Annotated in this window: 22 protein-coding genes, 2 pseudogenes and 1 riboswitch; of the genes and pseudogenes, 16 read left to right on the top strand and 8 right to left on the bottom strand. The window is 38.8% G+C overall.

The genetic code is table 11. The features are described 5' to 3' along the window. Positions 1-53 precede the first annotated feature (53 nt). The gene (locus tag QQS40_RS07505) at positions 54-905 is read right to left on the bottom strand and encodes an endonuclease/exonuclease/phosphatase family protein (protein ID WP_289901992.1); all 852 of its coding nucleotides are present in this window, start codon (positions 903-905) and stop codon (positions 54-56) included. 214 nt (positions 906-1,119) lie between these two features. Between QQS40_RS07505 and ytfE the strand changes: the two genes are divergently transcribed. Further along, positions 1,120-1,794, top strand: a complete 675-nt coding sequence (gene ytfE, locus QQS40_RS07500; RefSeq protein ID WP_289901991.1) for an iron-sulfur cluster repair protein YtfE — start codon at positions 1,120-1,122, stop codon at positions 1,792-1,794. A 69-nt stretch (positions 1,795-1,863) separates the two neighbouring features. On the opposite strand, the gene QQS40_RS07495 is transcribed toward ytfE, so the two are convergent. Then, complete coding sequence (locus QQS40_RS07495) at positions 1,864-3,801, bottom strand: LTA synthase family protein (RefSeq protein WP_420485550.1); 1,938 nt, start codon at positions 3,799-3,801, stop codon at positions 1,864-1,866. A gap of 160 nt (positions 3,802-3,961) precedes the next feature. On the opposite strand from QQS40_RS07495, the pseudogene QQS40_RS07490 reads away from it, so the two are divergent. From QQS40_RS07490 to QQS40_RS07470, 5 genes and pseudogenes are all read left to right on the top strand, one after another. Further along, positions 3,962-4,180, top strand: a pseudogene (locus tag QQS40_RS07490) (IS3 family transposase); the annotation flags it as partial. A 131-nt stretch (positions 4,181-4,311) separates the two neighbouring features. Continuing rightward, positions 4,312-5,289 carry an ABC transporter substrate-binding protein gene (locus tag QQS40_RS07485; RefSeq protein WP_297569216.1) on the top strand — a complete coding sequence of 326 codons (978 nt, stop codon included), beginning with the start codon at positions 4,312-4,314 and terminating at the stop codon, positions 5,287-5,289. A gap of 21 nt (positions 5,290-5,310) precedes the next feature. Next, positions 5,311-6,108 (top strand): ABC transporter permease, encoded by a 798-nt coding sequence (locus QQS40_RS07480; protein WP_297569214.1) that lies wholly within the window; start codon positions 5,311-5,313, stop codon positions 6,106-6,108. Next, positions 6,108-6,800 (top strand): ATP-binding cassette domain-containing protein, encoded by a 693-nt coding sequence (locus QQS40_RS07475; RefSeq protein ID WP_297569211.1) that lies wholly within the window; start codon positions 6,108-6,110, stop codon positions 6,798-6,800. Before QQS40_RS07480 ends, QQS40_RS07475 begins: the two co-directional genes overlap by 1 nt. Then, entirely contained in the window at positions 6,793-7,890 is a 1,098-nt protein-coding gene (locus tag QQS40_RS07470; RefSeq protein WP_297569209.1) for an NnrS family protein, read from the top strand. The genes QQS40_RS07475 and QQS40_RS07470 overlap by 8 nt, the downstream gene beginning before the upstream one ends. Before the next feature lie 51 nt (positions 7,891-7,941). Here QQS40_RS07470 and QQS40_RS07465 read toward each other — a convergent pair whose 3' ends face one another. Further along, positions 7,942-8,325: a MerR family transcriptional regulator gene (locus QQS40_RS07465; RefSeq protein WP_111326316.1), complete on the bottom strand. Its 384-nt coding sequence runs from the start codon at positions 8,323-8,325 to the stop codon at positions 7,942-7,944. Positions 8,326-8,410: 85 nt separating this feature from the next. Between QQS40_RS07465 and QQS40_RS07460 the strand changes: the two genes are divergently transcribed. Together QQS40_RS07460 and QQS40_RS07455 are read left to right on the top strand one after the other, a co-directional pair. Next, a complete protein-coding gene (locus QQS40_RS07460; protein WP_297569205.1) occupies positions 8,411-9,022 on the top strand; it encodes a cation diffusion facilitator family transporter in 612 nt (203 codons plus the stop codon). A 77-nt stretch (positions 9,023-9,099) separates the two neighbouring features. After that, a pseudogene (locus QQS40_RS07455) lies at positions 9,100-9,315 on the top strand (IS3 family transposase); the annotation flags it as partial. A gap of 48 nt (positions 9,316-9,363) precedes the next feature. Here the strand turns inward: QQS40_RS07455 and QQS40_RS07450 are convergent. Next, entirely contained in the window at positions 9,364-10,638 is a 1,275-nt protein-coding gene (locus QQS40_RS07450) for a malic enzyme-like NAD(P)-binding protein (protein ID WP_297569202.1), read from the bottom strand. 200 nt (positions 10,639-10,838) lie between these two features. Between QQS40_RS07450 and QQS40_RS07445 the strand changes: the two genes are divergently transcribed. The 4 genes from QQS40_RS07445 (at position 10,839) to QQS40_RS07430 (ending at position 15,155) form a co-directional block, all read left to right on the top strand. Beyond that, entirely contained in the window at positions 10,839-11,468 is a 630-nt protein-coding gene (locus QQS40_RS07445; RefSeq protein ID WP_289901988.1) for a DUF1919 domain-containing protein, read from the top strand. Between the two features lie 9 nt (positions 11,469-11,477). Then, a complete protein-coding gene (gene rsuA / locus QQS40_RS07440; protein ID WP_289901987.1) occupies positions 11,478-12,176 on the top strand; it encodes a 16S rRNA pseudouridine(516) synthase RsuA in 699 nt (232 codons plus the stop codon). A 1-nt stretch (position 12,177) separates the two neighbouring features. Then, complete coding sequence (locus tag QQS40_RS07435) at positions 12,178-13,377, top strand: Bcr/CflA family multidrug efflux MFS transporter (protein ID WP_297569198.1); 1,200 nt, start codon at positions 12,178-12,180, stop codon at positions 13,375-13,377. Between the two features lie 251 nt (positions 13,378-13,628). Then, a complete protein-coding gene (locus tag QQS40_RS07430; RefSeq protein WP_289901985.1) occupies positions 13,629-15,155 on the top strand; it encodes a catalase in 1,527 nt (508 codons plus the stop codon). Positions 15,156-15,234: 79 nt separating this feature from the next. Here QQS40_RS07430 and QQS40_RS07425 read toward each other — a convergent pair whose 3' ends face one another. The 3 genes from QQS40_RS07425 to QQS40_RS07415 form a co-directional block, all read right to left on the bottom strand. Then, positions 15,235-16,674, bottom strand: coding sequence for an alanine/glycine:cation symporter family protein (locus tag QQS40_RS07425; RefSeq protein ID WP_289901984.1), 1,440 nt, complete (start codon positions 16,672-16,674; stop codon positions 15,235-15,237). A 135-nt stretch (positions 16,675-16,809) separates the two neighbouring features. Further along, positions 16,810-17,727: an N-acetylglucosamine kinase gene (gene nagK, locus QQS40_RS07420; protein ID WP_128787483.1), complete on the bottom strand. Its 918-nt coding sequence runs from the start codon at positions 17,725-17,727 to the stop codon at positions 16,810-16,812. Positions 17,728-17,872: 145 nt separating this feature from the next. Continuing rightward, positions 17,873-18,598: a phosphatase PAP2 family protein gene (locus QQS40_RS07415; protein WP_172622012.1), complete on the bottom strand. Its 726-nt coding sequence runs from the start codon at positions 18,596-18,598 to the stop codon at positions 17,873-17,875. A 67-nt stretch (positions 18,599-18,665) separates the two neighbouring features. Between QQS40_RS07415 and ribA the strand changes: the two genes are divergently transcribed. Continuing rightward, a complete protein-coding gene (gene ribA / locus QQS40_RS07410; RefSeq protein WP_005696347.1) occupies positions 18,666-19,313 on the top strand; it encodes a GTP cyclohydrolase II in 648 nt (215 codons plus the stop codon). Between the two features lie 45 nt (positions 19,314-19,358). Here the strand turns inward: ribA and QQS40_RS07405 are convergent, their stop codons facing one another. Next, on the bottom strand, positions 19,359-19,502 hold the full coding sequence (locus tag QQS40_RS07405; RefSeq protein WP_128787484.1) for a hypothetical protein: 144 nt from the start codon (positions 19,500-19,502) through the stop codon (positions 19,359-19,361). A 122-nt stretch (positions 19,503-19,624) separates the two neighbouring features. Next, positions 19,625-19,669, top strand: a riboswitch (PreQ1 riboswitch). Between the two features lies 1 nt (position 19,670). On the opposite strand from QQS40_RS07405, the gene queC reads away from it, so the two are divergent. The 3 genes from queC to QQS40_RS07390 are packed head-to-tail and all read left to right on the top strand — an operon-like array spanning position 19,671 to position 21,410. Then, positions 19,671-20,357 (top strand): 7-cyano-7-deazaguanine synthase QueC, encoded by a 687-nt coding sequence (gene queC / locus QQS40_RS07400; RefSeq protein WP_128787485.1) that lies wholly within the window; start codon positions 19,671-19,673, stop codon positions 20,355-20,357. Next, entirely contained in the window at positions 20,350-20,775 is a 426-nt protein-coding gene (queD, locus tag QQS40_RS07395; protein ID WP_049357348.1) for a 6-carboxytetrahydropterin synthase QueD, read from the top strand. The genes queC and queD overlap by 8 nt, the downstream gene beginning before the upstream one ends. Before the next feature lie 5 nt (positions 20,776-20,780). Further along, positions 20,781-21,410, top strand: a complete 630-nt coding sequence (locus QQS40_RS07390) for a 7-carboxy-7-deazaguanine synthase QueE (RefSeq protein WP_128787486.1) — start codon at positions 20,781-20,783, stop codon at positions 21,408-21,410. Positions 21,411-21,479 lie beyond the last annotated feature (69 nt).

Here is a 21,479-nt window from a genome sequence, read left to right as displayed (position 1 = left end):
CATAGGGCTAACATAACGTTAGCCCTAAAATTTTCTCAAAATCTGACCGCACTTTATTCCAATTCAAATTCAACTAGTAACGGATTATGATCTGACGAAGTAACCACTTCTGATGTTGCACTCACCACTTTTACGCCTCGCGTAAAAATATAATCAAGTGGATAACCTAAAAATCTAACCCGCTCATCTTGAGAGAGCGTCACTACATCTAATCCATATTTTTGCATCAAATTATTAGCTAAATTCAGACGACGCTCATTCCATGCATTAAAATCGCCAGAGATAATGATGGGGCCTTGATGATTTTCTACAAAAGAAAAGAGCTGCTCTAACTGAGTTTGATAAGCGGAAATCCCCCATTCAAAATTAATCAAATGCACATTAATAAGTAGCAAGCTATCGCCTTTTTCTAATGGAAAACTCATCACACTTGCCACTTTGGGAATTTGTATTAATGGTTCTGCTACGCCACCACCGCAATACCATTCTGGTTGCGTTTTGGTGAATGTTTTTACACCGGATAAGAGATCTTTAAAAGAAAAAGAGGACACAAAAAGTGCGGTCGAAAATGTGTTTAAATTTTGATGTTGTGTCGCCTCTTGTAATAACACAAAATCAGCTTGTTCAGACAATCTCGCTAAATCTTCTTGCCAACCCGTATCTTGCCCTTTATGCACATTCCAGTTGACCAAACGAAAATGTGAAGACGTTAATTTAGGCATCAAACCATTAGCCTTGTCACATTGCATATTTAGTTTGTTTTCAAAAGGAATATAACTCACTTTTTGTGACGTATTTAATTGGATAAATGTACGAGCAAAAATTGTTAAATTCGCAAAAAAATAGCCACCACCTAAAACCAGCAATAGTAATCCAATAGTTAAAAATCGATAAATTCGCTTCATGATGATCCTCTCTCTATGCTCGAATAATAACACCTCATCAAAGCAATGCAACTTTCACTTTTAATACTCATTAATACCTACCTACAACATGGTAACTTTAATTTTTAGCTTTGATTTAAATCATACTTTGCTAAAAAAAACGTTGCATTTTCCTTTTATTATCTTAGTATTTTGCTCAACTTCTAACTCTACCTCATCAACAAGGAGATTCATTATGTCTTTTGGAGATAAAAAATTAAGTGAAATCGCAATCAGCGTACCCGGCTCAACTTCACTACTTCGTGAATATGATTTAGATTTCTGCTGTGGTGGCTCAGATACACTTGCTCACGCAGCGGCAGAAAAAGGACTCAATTTAGTAGACATCGAAACGCGCTTAACTGCGCTACAAAACAGCAAAGCAGAAAACCCTGAAGAATATTGGGGTGGTGCAAATTATGGTGAAGTTATCGATCATATTTTAGTTCGCTATCATCAACGTCACCGTGAACAACTTCAAGAATTAATCGTATTAGCGGATCGCGTAGAAAGTGTTCATGGTGATCGCGATGATTGCCCTATCGGCGTAGCAGCAGAATTACGCAATGTCTATGATGATTTAAGCAACCATATGATGAAAGAAGAGCACGTGCTTTTCCCAATGATCAAAGCGGGAAATTATATGATGGCACAAATGCCGATTCGTATGATGGAAATGGAACACGCAGAACATGGCGAACATTTAGACGTATTAAAATCATTAACAAACAATATGACACCTCCTGCAGATGCTTGTAACACATGGCGTGCGCTTTATAGCGGTATCCAAGAATTTGCAGATGATTTAATGATGCATATTCATCGTGAAAATAATGTTTTATTCCCTCGTGTGATTGCTGAAAATCACTAAGAACAAATCATCTAAAGAAAAAGGGCGAAATCATTCGCCCTTTAAAATTAGCCTAAAACTGACCGCACTTTACTTCTCTTCACTGCCTTTATATAAACGGTTTTTATACAAATAGCTGCCAAGTAAGGCATGTGCCAACGCTTCTTTTTTCATTTCTTCCGACACGTCTTTTTCGGTTAATGTGTCTTTTTCCTTATCATAAACATAGCCTTTTGCTTTGCTATTTGGTGTTTGGATAACGACATCATGATTGCCTTTCATTAAAGCTTGGGTTTGATCAAACTGCATAAAGGCACGATTCGGATTCACATCTTGCGTTAAATCAAAGCCAATCATCGGATAATTACCACTTACCCCCGCAATAGAAAGTAAGGTTGTCGGCATATCAATTTGACTCACTAAACGACTGTCTCGGCGAGGTGCAACATGATCACCTAAAATTAACGCAGGAATATGGAAATGCTTAATTGGCACCAAGCTTGCCCCTGCTGCACGAGAATCATGGTCGGCAATTACCAAGAACACGGTATCTTTCCAATAATTAGATTGTTTCGCTAAGTTGAAGAAATAACCAATGGCATAATCTGCATATTTTGCACTGTTATTACGGGTTGCTTTTGGTTGTTCGTAAAGCTCAATTTTACCATCCGGAAATTCAAAAGGATCGTGATTGCTCGAACTAAACACTAAGCTAAAGAATGGTTTTCCTTCATTCTGTAATTGGGTAAAAGTTTCGTTCGCTTTATCAAATAAATCCTCATCACTCACGCCCCAAGTCGCAGTAAATTTCGGATTTTGATAATCCTTTTGATCGATAATATTTTGGAAACCATTACCATAGAAGAAGCTTGCCATGTTATCAAAGTGTTTTTCACCACCATAAATAAAGGAAGTGTTATAACCTTGTTTGGCAAGTAAATCTGCAATAGTAAAGAAACCACTTTGACTGTTATTCAATTTCACCACTGCACGTGCTGGAGTGGGTGTAAAACCTGCAGTTGTAGCTTCAATACCGCGTACAGAACGCGTCCCCGTAGCATAAAGATTTTCAAATAACCAGCCTTCTTTGGCTAACTTATCAAATTCAGGTGAAAGTGGTTTTCCGCCTAATGTACCGATAAATTGCGCCCCAAAACTTTCTTCCAAAATAATGACGATATTTTTCGGTTTACCTTGGTAAGTCGCTTGGTTTTTCGTTAAGGTTGGAATCTTCTCTGAAATATAATCACTTTCAGGGCGCCCACGGCTTGCTTTGACAATACGCAACATTTCATCAGTATCCATTTTGCCATAGGCTTCGGAAGATGCTCCTTCATCTTTAAATTGCTGTGCCACATAAAGGACAGAATAGCCAGAGTTCAACACGAGAGAATTCACTAAACCATCGGAAGAAAAGGCGACCATTGCAGGGTTAACACCACGGTGTTGGAAACTCGAACGCGCACCTAAAAAAGCAACAGCAATCACGAGCAATGCTACAACAGGGCGTAATTTCCAGCTCATTGGGCGTAAATTTTTGACCGCATAACCAGATAATTTCCAATAACAGAAGAAAGCCGTAACAGTGAAAATAAGGCTAAAAATGACCGCAGTTAAATGGCCTTCCATCAACATTGAAAAGACTTCTTTCGGATAAATTAAATATTCGATAAATAGACGGTTTGGACGGAAATCATAGGTTTCGATAAATGCAGGCGTAGCCAATTCCATGAATAGAATAAACACACTACCGAAGGTAAGCCAAATGCGTAAAATCATTTTCCAAATTCGGCTATGATGAAATAACACCGTAAATAATGCCGGCACACCAAATAGATAACACAAAGCCACGATGTCCATACGCAAGCCTTGTAAGAATAATTGCCCCCAACCCGCTACCGCAGAAACACGGTCTGCCTGCCAAATCGCAAGCCCAAGACGAGATAAGGAGAAAATGATCAGATTAATGATGACGAAGAGAAAAATTGGATATAAAGAAGAACGTGTTTGTTTCATTTTGACACTCATAAGTCCTAAGGGAATCGCTACCCTTTGATTAATTTAAAGCACGCTAATGTGCCATTCCTTTCATAGACAGATAAAAAAACACAAAGTGCGGTTAAAAACATCATCATTTTTGATCGCACTTTGATCTGCACCCCAAAACCTGGACACCTAATTTGAGGTGCAAAGTATGAGTCGCCGAGGAAATTGCTACGATAATGCGGTGATTGAAAGTTTTTTTGCGATACTAAAATCAGCGTGTTTTTACTCTCGGACTTATCATTCAATTGCTGAATTACAGGCTGAAATTGAAGAATATTTAGTGTATTACAACCAAAAACGCATTAAACTTGCTTTTAAAGGATTGAGTCCAGTGCAATACCGAGCTCAATATTTAAGTTAACTAACCTGTCCAACTTTTGGGGGGCAGATCACTTTTGTCTTTCTTTACTTTAGTCACAGCTAGTAAGATAATAAATGAAAACCATTATCAAAATACAAGCGTTAGACTTGTTTCATTATAAGGAGATAACCATGACAATGAATAGACGTGATTTTTTAAGAATGAGCGCAGCACTTACGGCAGCAGGCATGTCGCCTTCTCTCTTTGCGACAACAAAAGAGCAATTTACCATTTATGGCGCACCCGCGATGCCAAGTGTGACCATTGCGGTGGCGGCAGCACAAGGTAAATTAGCCAAACAAGCGGATGTAGCATTAGAAATTTGGCGTTCGCCTGATCAGTTGCGTGCAGGAGTGGCAAGTGGGCAATTTAAAGTCATGATGAGCCCTAGCAATGTGGGCGTAAATTTACGTAATCAAGGGCAACAAGTCGGCATGGTGAATATTCTCACCAATGGGATTACGCAGTTGATGTGTAAAGGCGGTGCTATTACTTCACCGCAAGAATTAGTGGGTAAAAAAATCCTTGTGCCATTTAAAAACGATATGCCAGACATCGTGTTGCAAGCTTTACTAAAAAAATTGAATATTGATATGAATAAAGTAGATATTACCTATGCAGCCACACCAACTGAAGCAATTGGTTTGTTCTTGCTCAAAGATTTCCATGTGGCTATCTTGCCAGAACCAATGGCAAGTGCCGTTGTGCAGAAAGCTAAAATTGTTGGTACGGAAATTGTACGTGGTTTTGATTTAGTGAAAGAATGGGGACAAGCGTTTAACACTAAACCGCTTATTCCAATGGCGGGCATTATTGCCAATGAAGAATTCTTTCATGCACACAAGGCGGAGTTTGATCTATTTCACCAAGATTTAAGTGATGCGTTAAACTGGATTATGGCCAACCGCAAAAGTGCGGCTGAAATTGGCGCTAATTATCTTCCTGCTCCAGAAGCCGCTATTGAAATGGGCTTAGACGGTGCGCGCTTAACGGTGACCAAAGCCAGTGAACTGAAAAATGAAATCATGCAATTCTATGAAACTTTGATGGAGTTCAATCCAAAACTCTTAGGCGGTAAATTACCAGATGACAAATTCTTCTTAGCTTAATTTGAAACTGAATCACATAACATGATTAAAACTGACAAAATCCGTAAACCACAACCTGTCCTGTTTTACATCATCGACTACCTTTGGAGCGGCTTTACCGGCTTGAGTGTGGCGATGATGATTGTTGCCTTGTGGGCTTGGGGCTGTGCGATATTTGGTGAATTTATGCTGCCTGCTCCTGCGGATGTTTTTCAAAAAGCCCTTGAGCTGCTCGATCATTTCCAACAAAACGAAATCGGTATTTCATTATGGCGTTCTGTGGTGGGTATTACCATTGCATTAGTCGCAGGCTTAGCCGCAGGGCTGATTGCGGGCAGCTTTAAAACCGCTATGGCATTGCTTAAACCCGTCATTACGATTTTGTTAGCCATGCCGCCAATTATTTGGGTTGTAATGGCCTTATTTTGGTTTGGCTTTGGTAATCCAAGTGTGCTATTTACCATTATCGTATTAGTTGCCCCGCTAACCTTTGCCAGTGCAGCCATGGGCATGGCAAGTGTAAATAAACAACATGAAGAATTGTTTGATGCGTACAAACTCGGATTGCGGAAAAAAATCCGCTATTTATATATTCCCCATCTCACGGGCTATGTAATTTCCAGTATTGGCGTCGCAGTTGCGATGGGCGTGAAAGTCGTAATTATGGCAGAGCTTTTGGGTGCCAATGAGGGTGTGGGGGCACAGATTGCCGATGCCAGAGCCATGTTAGATACGTCAACAGTCATGGCTTATGTGCTGTTGGTGATTGTATTTGTTTCCCTCTTTGAATATTTGATTACCAAGCCATTGGAAATTCTGTTTATGCCGTGGAGAAGATAATGCTGAGTTTAAAGAATGTGCGTTTTGAAATTCTCCGCGATCCCATCGTGCGCGATTTCAGTATGGATTTACAACCAGGCGAAGTAAAAACCTTATTCGGCCCAAGCGGTTGTGGTAAAACTACCGTGCTGCGTTTAATATCAGGTTTGGAAACGCCAAAATCGGGCGAAATCAATAATACATTTCGTAAAACGGGCTTTCTGTTTCAAGAAAACCGTCTATTAGAAAATCTCACTGCTATGCAGAATATCGCCATTTTTATGGATAATTCTAATGAAAATGAAATCATTGCACTGGCAGAAAAGATCGGGCTTTCTTCGGGTGATTTGAATAAATACCCGACCGAATTATCGGGCGGTATGGCAAAACGCGTGGCATTTTTGCGTCTATTGCTATGTGGCTGTGATTTAGCCTTATTGGACGAACCTTTTGTCGGTTTGGATCGCGATTTACGGGATATTTTAGCCGCTATGTTAGTGGAAAAAATTGAGCAACAAGGCATGGCTTGCATTTTAGTGACGCACGATCGTTTTGAAGCAGCTCGATTAAGCCGAGAGATTATGCAGCTTTCTCCAAAAGGGATGGATGTGCAAAATGTGATTACCTTGCCAACGCCATTATCCGAACGCAATTCAGCCTTTGAAGAAACCGTAGTCGCACGCGAATTTCAAGGAATCCATTACTATGAATAATTTCTTTACCCATCCGATGCGACCCTTTTTTGTTGGTGCAGCCATTCTTGCGATTGTTGGTGCATTGAGCTTTTTCATCAGCCCCGATGATCTCATCCTACACCGCAAAATTTTCTTAGAATTTATGCTACCAGCCGCATACGGCGGCTTTCTGACGGCTTCCATGCTCGAATGGACAAATTACAAAGGTAATTTAAAACCTATTGCGACAATATTAGCAGTGCTCTTGCTTGCAGGATTGATGTTATTGCCATTTTCCCCGCAAACCGCCTCGTTTTTAGTGGCTGCTTATTGGCTCGCGTTGTTACTCTTTTGTGCTTGGCTGTTTTGGTTGGATCGCAATACCGACAATTTTACTTTACTGATGTTACTTGCAGCATTTATGGTTTGTCAGACAGCTTACGCCATGACTGATAGTCTGAAATTATTGCGGGCACAGGTGCATTTGAACATGGCGGCGGTAATGTTTGTATCGATTCGGGTAAGCATTCTATTAGGCGCAGAGGCTCTGAAAGAAAGTACATTGAAAGATCCCGTATTTATCCCGAATGTCGTGTATAAAAATATCGCAATTACATTTTTATTACTTCATACCGCAGCAGAGCTTTGGTTGCCTGCACAAACAGCCGCTTTTACAGCCTTTGCCGTTGGCTTTATTTTGCTTGCCAAGTTACGCGAATTACATCATCACGAACTGCTACGTAAACATTACATACGCACTTATTATTTCCTTCAATTGTTCGCTGCGATTGGCTATTTGTGGATTGGCATAAATAAATTAATTGATGAGCCTACTGCCGATCCATTACACATGGTGACACTTGGCGGCATTCTCGGCAGTATGATGATGATTTGGCTCACCGCGGGATTATGGCATAGTGGCTTTACGAAACTGGATTACCCAAAACTCTGTCGCCTTGCCGTGCTTTGTCTTTTCACGGCGGCACTTTCCCGAGCTTGTTTAATGTTTGTGGACGAGCTGTTTTTTATCACGATTCCGGCTATTTTAATTGCCATCGTGTTTGTGCTGTATCTCGCAACCTTTGTGCCGATATTCCGAAACAATGCCTTTACGGATGATCCGGAGTAATGACCAATCCGCACATCAATGTGCGGATTTTTGATATTTTTTAGACCGCACTTAATAGGCTTTTAATTGGGCCATTGCTTTACAATCTGCAGCTTGATGATCATCTTCGGTAATTAAACTTTGTAGGAAATGTTTAATTTCAGTCAGTTCGGCAATTTTTTCTTCGACTGAAACCAAATGTTTTGCCAACATACTATCCACTTCACAATGTTGAGATTGCTGCGTTTTCATCTCATTAAAAAATTTAATTTCGGCCAAGCTAAAATCTAACGCTCGGCATGTTTTAATAAACTTTAATTGTTTCAAACTGGCTTCATCATAATCTCGATAACCATTTGCAAGACGTTTAGGTTCCGGCATCAAGCCCATTTTTTCATAATACCGAATGGTTTCTAAATGAATACCGCTTTGTTTGCTGAGTTCGTTAATTTTCATTTTTCTAAAACCAAGTCTTGACCTTGTAGTTGCTACGGACTTTATACTTTATCCCAAGTTAATCAAATAGACAATAAGGAGCCGTATGTCCGAACATCATTCCCATGAACATCATGATCATTCATCTCATGAGCATATTCCACAGGATAAAAAAATCTTAGCGCTCAGTTTTGCCATCATTACTGGCTTTATGATTGTCGAATTTATTGGTGGCTATTGGTTTAACAGCTTGGCACTCATGGCTGATGCGGGTCACATGGCAAATGATAGCTTATCGTTATTTTTAGCCTTGTTAGCGTTGTTTCTATCCGCTCAAAAACAACGATACATTGCCCTACTTAATAGCGGCTCATTGATCGTCGTCGCATTGATGATTTTGTTTGAAGCAATTCAACGTTGGCAAAATCCCATCGAGATGATGGCATTACCGATGCTTGGTGTGGCATCGCTAGGATTACTCGTCAATCTTTTCGTTGCTTGGATAATGTTGAAAAGTGATCATGACAATCTCAATATCAAAGCGGCTTATCTGCATGTATTAACAGATTTATTTGGCTCCGTTATCGCGATTCTTTCAGGATTGAGCGCTTATTTCCTCGGATGGCAATGGGTGGATCCCTTAGCCAGTATGATATTGAGTGTTCTTGTGCTAAAAAGCGGAATTGAGGCATTTCGCTTGGCATTAAAAAACACCTAAAAAACTGACTGCACTTTGGTTTGATATTTCCAAAGTGATCTGCACCCCAAAACCTGGACACCTAATTTGAGGTGCAAAGTATGAGTCGCCGAGAAAATTGCTACGATAATGCGGTGATTGAAAGCTTTTTTACAATATTAAAATCAGCGTGTTTTTACTCTCGGACTTATCATTCAATTGTTAAATTACAGGCTGAAATTGAAGAATATTTAGTGTATTACAACCAAAACCGAATTAAACTTGGTTTAAAAGGATTGAGCCCGGTGCAATACCGAGCTCAATATTTAAGTTAACTAACCTGTCCAACTTTTGGGGGCAGATCACTTTTTGAAAGAGAAAGACTAAGCTGCAACCAACGCTTTTAATTGTTTTTCATAAGCTACCCAGTCTGTAATTGGACGTGTTGCCACGCCTGTTTCCATTGCTTTTTTCGCTACCGCAGAAGACACGGTAAATAATAAACGAGGATCAAATGGTGTTGGGATCACATAATCAGGACCAAATGATAATGCGCCGTAACTAGCAATAATTTCTAATGGAACTTGTTCTTTTGCCAAACCCGCAATTGCATGAGAAGCGGCTAATTTCATTTCCTCATTAATCGCTGTCGCACCTACGTCTAAAGCACCACGGAATAAGAATGGGAAACAAAGTACGTTATTTACTTGGTTTGGGAAGTCTGAACGACCGGTACAAACAATCGCATCTGGACGAACAGCTTTGGCTTCATCTGGTGTAATTTCAGGAACTGGGTTAGCCAGTGCTAAGATCAACGGATTTTCAGCCATAGTTTTAACCATTTCAGGTTTTAACGCACCCGCTTTAGAGCATCCTAAGAATACATCTGCACCGTTTACTGCATCGGCTAATGTACGCCAGCCGTTATCCTCAATTGCGTAGAATTGTTTGGTTTCATCCATGTTATCGCCACGACCTTTGAAAATCACGCCTTTAGAGTCACACATGGTGATGTTTTCTTTTTTGAAGCCTAATGCTCGAAGCAAGTTAGTACACGCAATAGCTGAAGCACCTGCGCCATTTACCACTAAGCGAACATCAGAGATATTTTTACCAATAATTTCTAAACCATTTAATGCAGCCGCACCCACGATAATGGCTGTACCGTGTTGGTCATCATGAAAAACTGGAATACCCATGCGTTCACGCAACACTTTTTCAATATAGAAACACTCCGGTGCTTTGATATCTTCAAGGTTAATGCCACCAAATGTTGGTTCTAATGAAGCGATAATATCAATTAATTTATCTGGATTATGTTCATTGATTTCAATATCAAATACATTGATACCTGCAAATTTTTTGAACAATACACCTTTCCCTTCCATAACAGGTTTTGATGCAAGTGCGCCAATATTTCCTAAGCCTAACACGGCTGTACCATTTGAAATAACGGCCACTAAATTAGCACGTGCTGTATAACGGCTTGCCGCTGAGGGATCTTTTTCAATCTCTAAGCAAGGCTCAGCAACACCTGGAGAATACGCAAGGGCTAAATCATGTTGAGTAGCTAATGATTTGGTTGGGGTGACTGCAATTTTTCCTGGGATAGGGAATTCATGAAAATCTAATGCGGCTTGGCGCAATTGTTCGCTCATATAAAAATACTCCATTTTCATTTATAACAAATAAAATTTACACCATTATACTCCCTTTTAAATAGAATTTTGTGACATACCGCAAAAATTTTACAAATTTATTACAAAAATATGAGTGAAATCGACCACACCTTTGTCTTTTCTTCACATTCATAAGCAAAAACGTTACTATATCGCAAAAAATATACAGGATATAAATAATGAGTTTGTTTTCTAAATTTAGAAGCGCCATCAATAAATTACAACGGAAAGCGATTAATCAAACCTATCAAAAACGTTTAACCAATCAAGGCATGTCGGTGATTTCTGCAAACTGTGTCGGTGCGTTTATTTTACACGATCTAAATCAACCTTTTAATTCTCCATTTGTTAATCTTTATTTAGAACCTTTTGATTTTATTCGTTATTTGCAAGATATCCGTTTTTATCAATCACTGCCGCTCCAATTTATACAAACAGAAAAAAACTATCCTATTGGAATCTTAGGTGACCTCAAAATCCACTTTATGCACTATCGTTCAGAGCAAGAAGCCAAAGAAAAATGGGAGGCTCGCTCACAACGTTTAAACTTTGATAATTTATTTATTATAATGACGGATAAGTACAGAGGAAAAGGTGTGGATTACGAGCACTTACAAGCCTTTGATAACTTACCTTATCCGAACAAAGTGGTCTTTACCCATAAGCCTTATCCCGAGTTTAAATCCGCTTTCTATATTAAAGGCTTTGAAAATGAAAACGAAGTGGGTGATTTATTTACCTTTTCCGGTTGGAATGGCGAAAAATATTACGACCAATTTGATTACGTCAGCTGGTTCAATCAAAAATAAGAGTTTACGATGCGATTAGATAAATTTATTGCCGAGAATACTGGTTTAACCCGTTCACAAGCTACCAAGGCCATTCGCCAAAGTGCGGTCAAAATTAACGGTGAAATTGTGAAAAATGGGGCGACCAAAGTAAGCCAAGAAGATGAAATTTATTTTGAAGATGAATTATTGACTTGGGTGGAAGAAGGTCAATATTTTATGTTGCATAAGCCTCAGGGCTACGTTTGCTCTCATGATGACGGTGACTATCCAACTATTTATCAATTCTTTGAACCGCCTCTTTCAGGCAAATTACACAGCGCTGGACGATTAGATGTGGATACCACTGGCCTCGTGCTATTAACGGATGATGGGCAATGGTCACATCGTATTACCTCACCAAAGCATCAATGTGAGAAAACCTATTTAGTCACTTTAGCTGACCCAGTTGAGAACCATTATGCTTCAGCTTGTGAAGAAGGCATTTTGTTACGTGGTGAAAAAGAACCAACTAAGCCAGCAAAACTTGAAGTGTTAGATGATTACAACGTGAACCTGACTATCTCTGAAGGGCGCTATCACCAAGTGAAACGAATGTTTGCCGCGCTGGGTAATAAAGTCGTGGCACTCCATCGTTGGAGAATCGGTAACGTTGAATTAGATGAAAGCTTAGAAGAAGGCGAATTTCGTCCACTTACTCAGGACGAAATCGACAATTTAGTGAAATAATATGAGCCAAAATATTAAACCTACCTTTATTTTTATCGCCACGCTCGGCATTCTCTCGATGCTACCGCCTTTGGGCGTGGATATGTATATTCCGTCCTTTTTAAATATTGCTGAAGACTTAAATATCAACGCTGAGCAAGTACAGCACACGCTGACATTCTTCGCTTATGGTATGGCGGCAGGGCAATTATTCTGGGGGCCTTTTGGTGATAGCTTTGGTCGTAAACCGATTATTTTGTTAGGGGTCATTATTGGTGCTATCACATCCATTATTTTAACGAATATTCATTCTATTGGCAGTTTCACTGTTCTGCGTTTCGTTCAAGGTTTCTTTGGAGCGGCGCCTGTTGTACTTTCAGGCGCTTTATTACGAGATTTATTTAGCAAAGATCAGCTCTCTAGAATCATGTCCACTATCACGCTTGTCTTTATGATCGCACCACTTGTTGCGCCTATAATTGGCGGATATATCGTGAAATATTTCCACTGGCATATGATTTTTTATGTGATTGGCATCATGGGATTTCTTGCAGCATTGCTTGTCTTTTTCATTATTCCCGAGACCCATAAACAAGAAAATCGTATTCCCTTGCGTCTTAATATTATTGCCCGTAACTTCATGATGCTTTCTAAACAAAAAGAAGTGTTAGGTTATATGGCCGCAGCCTCTTTTGGATTTGGTGGTTTATTTGCCTTCGTCACTGCGGGATCGATTGTCTATATCGGTATTTATGGTATTCCTGTCGATCAATTCGGCTATTTCTTTATGATCAATATTGCCATTATGACCGTTGCATCTTATCTAAATGGTAAATTTGTATTGAAGCTAGGTGCAGAAACCATGTTACGAATTGGTATTGCCATACAATTCATTTCAGGAATTTGGTTATTTTTAACCGCACTTTTTGATTTTGGTTTTTGGTCAATGGCAATTGGTGTAGCCTTTTTTGTAGGACAAAACCCATTAATTTCCTCCAATGCGACTGCCTCTATTCTAGAAAAATTCCCAACGATGGCAGGTACTGCAAACTCATTAATGGGAAGTGTCCGTTTTGGTGTCGGCGCAGTAATGGGTTCCCTAGTAGCGAGCTTTAAAATGGAAACAGCAGCACCAATGCTCTATACAATGGCAGCTTGCGTAGTTATTTCAGCCCTCTCTTACTATCTCCTGACTTATCGGCATTGCAATTCAACTAAATAATAAAAATTTTATTCATATCTAATAAGCAATTATTAGATATGAATGGACGTAATTGTTTCAATTAGACTAGTATTTTTGTGTCATTTAAAGCGAATACAACAGCATTTCATGAAATTTGATACAAAATTCAATCCTCCTTCAAATCAATAGATTATTTTGATTAATTTAATAGATTTTAATCACTGAAACCTTTTGTATTATACTTAAGAAATTTATTTCATCCCCCTATCTATTCATACAAGGAGTTAACTATGAGTTCAAAATGCCCTTTTTCGCATTTATCGTCTACTAACCTAACGATGGGAAATGGCGCCCCTGTTGCTGACAATCAAAACAGTTTAACTGCAGGTCCGCGTGGTCCATTACTTTCACAAGATTTATGGCTTAACGAAAAATTAGCTGATTTCGTACGCGAAGTTATTCCAGAGCGTCGTATGCACGCGAAAGGTTCTGGTGCATTTGGTACCTTTACTGTCACACACGATATTACTCAATATACTCGTGCAAAAATTTTCAGTGAGGTGGGTAAAAAAACGGAAATGTTCGCACGTTTTACTACCGTGGCAGGTGAACGTGGTGCTGCAGATGCGGAACGTGATATTCGTGGTTTCGCATTAAAATTCTATACCGAAGAAGGTAACTGGGACTTAGTGGGTAACAACACCCCGGTATTCTTCTTACGTGATCCACGTAAATTCCCAGACTTAAACAAAGCGGTAAAACGCGACCCACGCACTAATATGCGTTCAGCAACTAATAACTGGGATTTCTGGACATTATTACCAGAAGCATTACACCAAGTAACTGTTGTAATGAGTGATCGTGGTATTCCTGCAAGCTATCGTCATATGCACGGTTTCGGTTCTCACACTTATAGTTTCTGGAACGAAGCAGGCGAACGTTTTTGGGTAAAATTCCACTTCCGTACTCAACAAGGCATTAAAAATTTAACAGATGCTGAAGCAGCAGAAATTATTGCAAATGACCGTGAAAGCCATCAACGTGATTTATATGAAGCGATTGAACGTGGTGATTTCCCTAAATGGACATTATTTGTACAAATTATGCCAGAAGCAGATGCGGAAAAAGTGCCTTATCATCCGTTCGACTTAACTAAAGTATGGCCGAAAAAAGACTACCCATTAATTGAAGTTGGTGAGTTTGAATTAAACCGTAACCCAGAAAACTTCTTCGCGGATGTAGAACAATCTGCGTTTGCACCAAGTAACTTGGTACCAGGTATCGGTGCAAGTCCTGACAGAATGTTACAAGCTCGTTTATTTAACTATGCAGATGCACAACGTTACCGTTTAGGTGTGAACTACCGTCAAATTCCAGTAAACCGTCCGCGTTGCCCAGTGCATAGCAACCAACGTGATGGTCAAGGTCGTGTAGATGGTAACTACGGTAGCTTGCCACACTACGAGCCAAACAGCTTCAACCAATGGCAACAACAACCAGATTTTGCTGAACCACCACTTCGTATCAATGGAGATGCAGCACATTGGGATTATCGCAACGATGATAACGACTACTTCAGCCAACCACGTGCATTATTTAACTTAATGAGCACAGAGCAAAAACAAGCGTTATTCAACAACACTGCAGCTGCAATGGGCGATGCACCTGACTTCATTAAATACCGTCATATCCGTAACTGTCACTGGTGTGATCCTGCATATGGTGAAGGCGTTGCAAAAGCATTGGGCTTAACCGTTGAAGAGGCATTAAAAGCACGTGAAACTGACCCAGCATTAGGTCAAGGTGGATTGTTATAAGTGCGGTCAATTTTATAAGCAGATTTTAAATCTAAAAATAAAGGCGGGAATTCCCCGCCTTTCATATTTTATTGAACACTTATTTCCAAATTCGATGCTCTAATACTCGCTTTTTAATTTCAGGATAAAAGTCAATTTTAAATTCAGGTTCTTTCCCCTCTTTTAATTGACGTTGATAGTCTTTCATTAACTTCCACACAATCGGGGAAAGTAAAACAATCGCGACTAGGTTAATAATTGCCATCACAGCCATCACAGTATCTGCAAAATTCCACACGACATTGCCTGATTTTACTGAACCGAAATAAACAAAGAACAACACCGATAAACGGAACAACCACACAAACCATGGTTTATTTTTAATAAAACGAATATTACTTTCCGCATAAGCATAGTTACCAATAATAGAAGAATAAGCAAAAAGTAATAAAATAAAAGCCAGAAAATGTACACCAAATTCGCCGACATGATAACGTAATGCATTTTGAGTTAAAGAAATGCTTTTTAACGTTTCGCTACCATAATTATCAGAAAGCAGGATAATCACCGCCGTACAAGTACAGACGATCATGGTATCCACAAATACACCAAGCATTTGCACTAAACCTTGGCTAACGGGGTGTTTTACGTGAGCTGCAGCGGCCGCATTTGGTGCTGAGCCCATCCCTGCTTCATTAGAGAATAATCCTCGTTTAATTCCCATCATCATCGCTTTAGAGACTAAAGCACCAAACATCCCGCCTGCAGCTGATTGGAAAGTAAAAGCGCTCGTGTAAATATTGGCTATCACAGTAGGAATCATATCAATATGCATTCCTAAGATAATAAAGGCCATAATTAAATAAAATAACGCCATCGTTGGTACAACACGGCTGGAAATGGTCGCAATACGTTTAACTCCACCAAAAATAATGGACGCAGTTAGAATAACTAAAATAAGACCAACATATTCACCTTGCCAATGCCAAGCGTTATTGGTTGCTTCAACAATAGAGTTTGCTTGCACTGAATTGAATGCAAACCCAAAAGTAAAAATAAGTGATATCGCAAAAGCGACCGACATACAACGCGATTTTAGACCTTGAGCGATATAATAAGCGGGACCTCCGCGAAAAGAACCATCTTTATCTTGAATTTTAAATACTTGTGCTAAAGTAGATTCTGCAAAAGCGCTCGACATCCCAATAAATGCGGTTACCCACATCCAGAACACGGCTCCTTCTCCACCTAGAGCAATAGCGGTCGCTACCCCACTTATATTGCCCACACCAACACGACTTGCAAGACCTGTTGCAAAGGCTTGAAATGGCGTTAAAGAATTTCCCTCAGTAGCACGCCCAAACCACATTTCTCGCACACTTGCAGGTAAAAGACGTAGTTGCACTAAACCAGTCGTAATCGTAAAAAATAAGCCCACACCTAATAAAATGATAATAGTGATGTTCCACAATGGCTCATCTAAATGTTGAACAATCCATGTTAAACCTTGTTCAATCCAGTTACCAAATTCTGTCAGCATAAAAACCTCATAAAAAAATCAATCTCCTGATTGTAGAGTGATAAAAGAAAAAATCCAGTTTTCTTAGAAAAAAACTGGATTGTTATCCCATAAAACGAAGTTTATTCAAATTTTTACTATATTTTTAGCTTAAATCTATTCACGTTTTAAAAATAACGCAGCCGCACCTCTAACACCACCTGAATCACCATGTTTTGCTTTTTTAATTGGTGGCACTTTAGCACTACGCATTAAGTGTGGAGGCAAAGCTTTTGGTAATGCTTCATAGAGATAATCAAAATTCGATAAACCACCACCCAGCACAATCATATGTGGATCAAACGCAGTGATAATGTTACCGATAGAAATAGCCGCTAACTCCACAAAAATGCGAACAAAATCAACCGCACTTTCTTCTTTTGCATAAAAACGATCGATAATGTCTTTGGCTGATAATGCTTCCCCTTTTAAATCACGGTACAACATTTCAAAACCGCGACCTGAAATATACGTATCCAAACAAGCTTGATTACCACAGCCACATTGATAAATGGGTGCTTTATCCCAACCCAATAATTTTAAGGCATGATAATTTAATTGAAGATGACCTAACTCTCCTGCCATTCCCACTTGTCCTGAGTGAATTTTGCCGTTAATCACAAAGCCACCACCAAAACCAGTGCCTAAAATAAGCCCTAATACAGAAGGATATTGGGTATTCTCTTCATCCCAAGCTTCAGAAAGCGCAAAGCAATTTGCATCATTTTCAGCTCGCACTTCACGCCCGAGTATTTTTTCAAGATCAGTTAAAATAGGCTTATTATCTGCGACACGAATATTCGTCACTTCAGCAAGTCCCGTTGTCAAATTAACAAATCCTGGCAACCCAAGGCCTACCGTGCCTTTTTCACAAAAGTGGGCATCCGCACGTTCGACTAAAGTTTTGATTGCCTGTAACCAATCTTGATAATCTGTTTGTGGCGTTGGCACGCGCTCGGTATAAAGTTTTTCTAATTTTTCATTAAAAGCGGCTAATTCAATCTTTGTGCCACCAATATCAATACCGTAATACATATTGTCTCCTTAAAAGAGCGGTCAAAATTCTTGGAATATATAGGCTTTATTTTCCTTGAAATCTCACTGAAAATCTATGACAAAAATCATATTTTGTGCAAACAATAAAAAAGACCGGCTTTATCACTAAAACCAGTCTTTGATGCTATTTATTGTTAAACAAGCCTTTCTTCTGTAAGAAACCAAAAATAATCAAATGAACAATCCATGCCGAAATTATCGCCACAAATAAATCGATTGGATAATGCATTCCAAGGCGGACTCGGCTAATCAACATTAATACGCCCCAAATTGTCATGGCTCCAATTAGTAATTCCGCTTTAAAAGAACGTTTCCCTAATAATTGGCTAAACCCGACGGCTAACATTAACCAAGTGGCTGCAAAAATAGAATGTCCAGATGGGAAAGAATAACCCGTTTCATCTTCATAATGCGCTTTTAACCAGGCTGGTGTATCCGCTTGTGTAGAATAAAATTTATCCACTAATTTTGCACGCTCTGAACGATCTCGATGATAAAAAGCATCTGTCGTACTTTCTGTTTTTTCCGCTAAATAGACGGTAAAAGGACGTGGCTCGGCAAAAACTGTTTTTAACCCTGTTTTAATTACTTGTGTGGATAATACCGACAGACCCATTACAATCACACCCATAATCCACTGTTTACGGTTTTCAAAAAGAAAACGGAAAAGTAAAGCAAACACACCACAGGTAATTAAAGCATAAGGTACGCTACCCGTTTCGGTTAAAAGATAAAGCCAATAATCCCATTCCATTAATTGGTTGTTTCCATGCCAATGATAAGCAAAACCCCAAACAAAAAATGGTACAAGACAAAGAAATAACGTATATAATGACAGCCTTTTAAACATTGTTGCCTCTTGATAATAAAAATTAAAGTACACATTTTAGCAGAATAAAGTTGAAAAAGGATACGTTATGTCAAAAATCCAACTGGTTGCTCAAGCCAATTTGCCTACCGAATATGGCATATTTAAAATGGTCGGATTTGAATTTCCCGATACAAAAAAAGAACATGTCGCTTTAGTGATGGGTGATATTTCAAACCAAGATGAGCCTGTGCTCGCCCGCATTCATTCGGAATGCTTAACGGGTGATGCGTTACACAGTTTAAAATGCGATTGCGGTTTCCAGCTTGCAGCCGCATTACGTCAAATTAGCGAAGCGGGTCGTGGTGTTTTGATCTATCATCGTGAAGAAGGTCGTGGCATTGGGTTAATTAACAAAATTCGTGCTTATTCATTACAAGATCAAGGCATGGACACCATTGAAGCCAACCTTGCACTAGGCTTTAAAGCTGATGAGCGTAACTTTAATGTGTGTGCCGATATGTTTGAATTATTAGGTGTGAAGCAAGTCCGCTTAATGACAAATAACCCGCAAAAAGTAGAAACCATGAAAAAAGCGGGTATTAATATTGTGGAGCGAGTGCCTCTTAATGTGGGTGAAAACCGCTATAATACAAAATATCTTGATACCAAGGCAAAAAAAATGGGTCATTATATTGTGCACAATAATGAAGAACACTTAATGACGTGCCCACATTGTCAAGAAGAAGTCATTTAGTAAAAAAGCCATACGATAGTATGGCTTTTAGATTATAAGTATAACCTATTGATTTACTCCCCAATGATGAGCATCTTTGTCAAATTTCATTCCTGAATGGGATCCTTCAGAACCATTAAAATAAACGTCTTTATTTGCACAAGCTGAAATCGCTAATGCACCAATAACAATAAGAAGTAATTTTTTCATTGTGTTTACCTTTTTAAACTGACTTGCCAAAATTGTATCATAACTTTTATTAACTTTTCCTGCTTAAATTAGCTGATTTCTTGCAAAATTCATACCTAGCTTCTACAATAGCGCCTCATTTTTAACTTGTAGTTCGCAAACCTCCTACATAAAAAAACTAGGTATCCTATGAATATTTCAAATCCTAATCACAATCGTAAAGCTCTTGTGATCTTCTCTGGTGGACAAGATTCCACAACCTGTTTAATTCAGGCGATTGCCGAATATGGCGTAGAAAATGTCGAAACCCTCACCTTTCAATATGGCCAACGCCATGCTATTGAATTAGAAAAAGCCCGTTGGATCGCTAACGATCTTGGCGTAAAGCAAACACTAATTGATACATCCGTTATTAAAGCTATCACTCATAATGCTTTAATGGATGCAAATGTAAATATTGAGCAAAAAGACGGTGAATTACCCAATACCTTTGTGGATGGCCGAAATGCGCTCTTCTTATTATATGCGGCGATTTACGCAAAAGGACAAGGTATTAATGACATTATCACGGGCGTATGTGAAACAGATTTCAGTGGCTATCCCGATTGCCGTGATGTGTTTATTAAATCAATGAATGTCACCCTCAATTTAGCCATGGATTATCCATTCAATTTAAAAACACCACTCATGTATCTCACCAAAGCCCAAACTTGGGCTCTTGCCGATGAATTAAATGCTTTAGATTATGTTCGTCAGCATACCCACACGTGCTATGAAGGTGTTGAAGGAGGCTGTGGTAAATGTCTAAGCTGTCAATTACGTCATAAAGGTTTACAAGAGTACTTATCAATAAAAGCAGAAAATAAAGATGTTTAAAGTATCCAAAGAATTTAGTTTTGATATGGCCCACTTATTAGATGGTCATGATGGTAAATGCCAAAATCTACATGGTCATACCTATAAACTCCAAGTCGAAATAACCGGTCATTTAATTACTCATGGCGCAAAAAAATCAATGGTGATGGACTTTTCAGATTTAAAATCTATTGTGAAAAAATCTATTTTAGATCCCATGGATCATGCTTTTATCTACGATCAAACCAGTAAACGTGAAAGTAAAATTGCAATACTTCTAGAAGAATTACAATCAAAAACCTTTGGCGTGAATTTTCGTAGTACTGCTGAAGAAATGGCTCGTTTTATTTTTCATCGTCTAAAATATGATGAAAAATTACCGATTTCTGCTATCCGATTATGGGAAACGCCAACATCATTTTGTGAATATCAGGAATAAGTACGGTGGAAAAACAAGCTATTTCAGAACCGTATTATAATATTGTTGAGATTTTTGAAAGTCTTCAAGGAGAAGGTTTTAATACAGGTATGCCCGCTATTTTTATCCGTTTTGGTAAATGCAATCTTGCCTGTCCTTGGTGTGATACTAATTATCATCAATTTAAACGTTGGTCATTGTCACAAATTCTCAATAAAGTGCGGTCATTTTCTGCAAAGAATATTATTATCACAGGTGGTGAACCAACCATTGTACCTAAATTAGAGATTGTACTTAATCAATTAAAAAATTTAGGTTATTTTTTAGCAATTGAAACTAATGGTCTTCGCAATGTTCCTAGTCAAATTGATTTTATTGCCACTAGTCCAAAACGTCTATATGCGCATAAATACGAAAAGCGTTGTATTTCATTTGCACACGAAGTTCGTATTGTTGCTGATGACAATATTATTCCTTTTTGTGAAATGATTGAAAATAAAATTCAAGCAAAATATTACTATCTTTCTCCTTGTGAAGTTCATGGCAAGATGAATCTATTAGAAACGATCACACAATTAGGAAAATTAAATCAAAGAACGAATAGACCCAGATGGCTATTAAGTTTACAAACACATAAATTAATTGGAATGCAATAGCTATCATTTCTCTGTTCTAGGTGCGGTTATCATGCATACCAAACTTTAACCGCACTTTTCAAGATCTCC

Origin of the sequence: Haemophilus parainfluenzae (genome assembly GCF_036288925.1) — a bacterium.
Lineage (GTDB): Bacteria > Pseudomonadota > Gammaproteobacteria > Enterobacterales > Pasteurellaceae > Haemophilus_D.
This window is presented reverse-complemented; position numbering and strand designations above follow the sequence as displayed.